At 38.0% G+C, this 3,369-nt stretch carries 4 protein-coding genes and 1 pseudogene; 1 reads left to right on the forward strand and 4 read right to left on the reverse strand.

What is annotated here, in order from left to right:
* Positions 1 to 659: pseudogene (locus BAZSYMA_RS09885) on the forward strand (MFS transporter); the annotation flags it as partial.
* Between the two features lie 72 nt (positions 660 to 731).
* Here BAZSYMA_RS09885 and trpB read toward each other — a convergent pair.
* From trpB to trpF, 4 genes are read right to left on the reverse strand one after another with little or no spacing between them, the layout of a single operon-like run.
* Positions 732 to 1,943 carry a tryptophan synthase subunit beta gene (gene trpB, locus BAZSYMA_RS03515; RefSeq protein WP_090715683.1) on the reverse strand — a complete coding sequence of 404 codons (1,212 nt, stop codon included), beginning with the start codon at positions 1,941 to 1,943 and terminating at the stop codon, positions 732 to 734.
* Positions 1,936 to 2,349, reverse strand: coding sequence for an NfeD family protein (locus BAZSYMA_RS03520; protein ID WP_090715685.1), 414 nt, complete (start codon positions 2,347 to 2,349; stop codon positions 1,936 to 1,938). The genes trpB and BAZSYMA_RS03520 overlap by 8 nt, the downstream gene beginning before the upstream one ends.
* On the reverse strand, positions 2,342 to 3,250 hold the full coding sequence (locus BAZSYMA_RS03525) for an SPFH domain-containing protein (RefSeq protein ID WP_090715687.1): 909 nt from the start codon (positions 3,248 to 3,250) through the stop codon (positions 2,342 to 2,344). Before BAZSYMA_RS03525 ends, BAZSYMA_RS03520 begins: the two co-directional genes overlap by 8 nt.
* A gap of 24 nt (positions 3,251 to 3,274) precedes the next feature.
* Positions 3,275 to 3,355: a phosphoribosylanthranilate isomerase gene (gene trpF, locus BAZSYMA_RS03530; protein ID WP_277621613.1), complete on the reverse strand. Its 81-nt coding sequence runs from the start codon at positions 3,353 to 3,355 to the stop codon at positions 3,275 to 3,277.
* Positions 3,356 to 3,369 lie beyond the last annotated feature (14 nt).

Below are 3,369 nucleotides of genomic sequence, written 5' to 3' on the forward strand. Positions count from 1 at the left end.
CATTCTTATTATTGTGGTTTTATCGCTCAGACTATGTATCTGAACCTGAGCAAAAACAATCAGGCAGAAGCTTGGGCGTTATTATCAAGCAGCCTGTGTTTATTGTTGCTGTGTCTAGTGCTGCAGTGGGTTATGTTATTATGAGTTATATTATGACTGCCACACCAATAAGTATGCATGTTATTGACGGATTTTCATTGGCACAAACTAAACTTGTCATTCAATCCCATGTTATTGCCATGTTTTTACCTTCTCTATTCACCCCAATTGTTGTTAAATTATTTGGGCTTAGTAAAATGATGATAATTGGCATCATACTATATTTTGCCTGTATTATCATTGGATATAACCACAGTTTAACTAATTATTGGGCGGCACTAATTCTATTAGGGCTAGGTTGGAACTTTCTGTTTATTGGTGGCACTAGTTTATTGCCAAAGGCTTATCATGATATTGAAAAATTCAAAGTACAATCCGTCAATGATTTTGTAATTTTTGCTATGCAAGCTATGGCCTTATTGTCAGCAGGTTGGTTTGTATTTAATTTTGGCTGGGGGGTCGTTCTGCTTTCCACTATCCCACTACTACTGCTTCAACTATCAATACTATGGTGGTGGCTAAGAAAAAAACCGATACATGCTACAAGAAACTCTAAATAACAAACCACAAAGCCTCTAATGATTAATAATATTTCTGTTTAAGCTGACAATTTGATTTGCAGTTAAATCCAGTCAAGAGCCAAATTCAATCCCCTCAAGTTCTGCAATAGTATGAATGTCTTTGTCGCCACGCCCCGAAAGATTAACAATAATATTTTTGTCTTTGCCAAGCTTTTTAGCAAATTTGATGGCGTATGCTATCGCATGAGAAGACTCTAATGCCGGCAAAATGCCTTCAACTTTGGTAAGCATATGGAAAGCATCAAGTGCTTCTTTGTCAGTAATGGCCACATATTGAGCACGACCCGAGTCTTTTAAGTAAGCGTGTTCTGGTCCAACACCAGGATAATCCAAGCCTGCTGAGATTGAGTGTCCTTCAATGATTTGACCATTTTCATCTTCCATTAAGTAGGTGCGATTGCCGTGTAATACGCCAACACTACCCGCACAAAGCGGTGCAGCATGTGCAGTTGGCCCTTTTTCTATGCCGTGACCGGCTGCTTCAACGCCATAAATTTCAACCGACTTATCATCAATGAATGCATGAAACAAACCAATTGCATTTGAGCCACCACCTACACAAGCAATAAGCGCATCAGGCAAACCGCTAACTTGCTCGGCAAATTGTGCTTTGGCCTCGCGACCAATCACGCTTTGAAAGTCACGCACCATCATTGGGTAAGGGTGAGGGCCAGCCACAGTGCCAATAATATAAAAGGTGTTGTCAATGTTGGTTACCCAGTCACGCATCGCTTCATTCAGCGCATCTTTTAAAGTCTTAGAACCAGAAGTTACAGGCACAACTGTTGCACCCAGAAGCTTCATACGGTATACATTTAATGCCTGACGCGCCACATCAACTTCACCCATATAAACCACACATTCTAAACCTAAGCGCGCTGCAACCGTTGCTGTTGCCACACCATGCTGACCAGCGCCTGTCTCAGCAATGATGCGTATTTTGCCCATGCGTTTTGCAAGTAGCGCCTGACCAATGGCATTATTGACCTTGTGTGCGCCAGTGTGGTTAAGGTCTTCACGCTTGAGATAAATCTGCGCACCGCCTAATTTTTTGCTGAGATTTTGTGCGTGATAAAGTGGCGTAGCGCGACCAACATAATGTTTTAAATCATCTTCAAACTCAGCTAAAAAGTCTATGTCGTTTTTGTACTTTTCATAAGCTTCTTTTAATTCGGTAACCGCTGTCATTAAAGCTTCTGCAATAAAAACACCACCGTATTGTTCAAAATGCCCTTTGTCATCGGGCAAATTGTAGTTATTCATTTTTTATCCATGCATTGTTTTTATCTATTTTTATCACCTCTACTTCAGCCCCATCTAAGGCAGAAATATCACTGTCAACAACCTTAAAATAACTACCTTGATAGCTCAACATATTATTTTTTATAATGCCTTTTCCGTGTTGTTTAATAAAATCATTTGAAAAATTTTGACTTTTATTGACAAAACTTTTTAACGGATTGTAAAAAATTAGAAATAAAATGACAGCAATGACAACAACCAAAGAAAGTTGTACCCAAATTGAAGGTAAAGGAAAAAAAAACTCAATAATGGCAACAACAAGAAAAGCAAGACCAAACCAAATAATAAAAAATGAATAAAGAATAATCTCTAAAAAGGTAAAGAAAATACCCAGTGAAAATAGCAGGGTTACCGACAAACTATCCATTATCCTTTTTTAAGATGTCTTTTAAAATACTTAAACTGCCAATGAGTTCCGTAGCCTCATAGGGTACTATAAGTTTGTCTTTTGAGTTGCTAGATGCCAACAAACCAAACGCTTTAATTCTGTCTTTTGCAAGTAAAAATTCAGCCGAGTCTTGGTTTTTGGCAATCGCTTCGTTAATGATAGTGATTGCCTTTTTTTGCCCTTCAGCAATTTTTTCTTGTTCATATTTTTTTGCATCTGCCATTCTTTCAATGGCCTCTGCTTTCAAGAACTCACCTTGTTTAATAGCCTCCGCCTTACGAATAACTGCCTCTTTCTCTGCCATTGCGTTTAATTCTATTGAGCGTTTTTCACGCTCAGCTTTCATTTGCAGGTTCATCGCTTGTTCAATATCCTGTGGTACAGATATATCGCTAATCTCAACTCGAGTGACTAAAAGCCCCCAATTGCTAGCGGCATCCGCTAACTCCGATTGTAATTTAGCGTTTAACCTTTCCCTATTGCTTAGAGTTTCATCAAGTAGCATTGAGCCAATTTCGCTTCGGATAGTAGTCATTGCTAAAGATGATATTGCTTTTTGGAAACTAACCACATTGTAAACTGACTCTTTTGCGTTTTGTACCTTGCAAAAAACCAAACCATCAACTGTGATATTAACATTGTCTTTGGTAATAACTGACTGACTTGGAATGTCAATAATGCGCTCTTGAATGCTAATTTTTTCGCGTATTGAGTCTAAAAACGGAACAATTATATGAAGACCTGCATTAAGTTCACGGCTAAATTTTCCCAACCTTTCTACCACATAAATATCACTTTGCGAGACAATTATAATTGTTTTTGCGATAAATAGTACGCCAACACCAATTAGAATTATCGCAAATATTACAATATCATTCATTTGTTTGTCTCTTTAATTTAAAAATCAACAGTGTAACAGAAACCGCTTAATTTTGTTAATATCTTTTACGCCTTTTGCACTTTCCACACCACTGGAGATATCCACTGCATAAAGATTAA

The organism is Bathymodiolus azoricus thioautotrophic gill symbiont (genome assembly GCF_001298715.1).
In the GTDB taxonomy this organism is placed as follows: domain Bacteria; phylum Pseudomonadota; class Gammaproteobacteria; order PS1; family Pseudothioglobaceae; genus Thiodubiliella.

Coding starts and splice junctions, on each gene's coding strand:
- trpB (WP_090715683.1), bottom strand. CDS start 1,943: ATGAATAACTACAATTTGCCCGATGACAAAGGGCATTTTGAACAATAC.
- BAZSYMA_RS03520 (WP_090715685.1), bottom strand. CDS start 2,349: ATGGATAGTTTGTCGGTAACCCTGCTATTTTCACTGGGTATTTTCTTT.
- BAZSYMA_RS03525 (WP_090715687.1), bottom strand. CDS start 3,250: ATGAATGATATTGTAATATTTGCGATAATTCTAATTGGTGTTGGCGTA.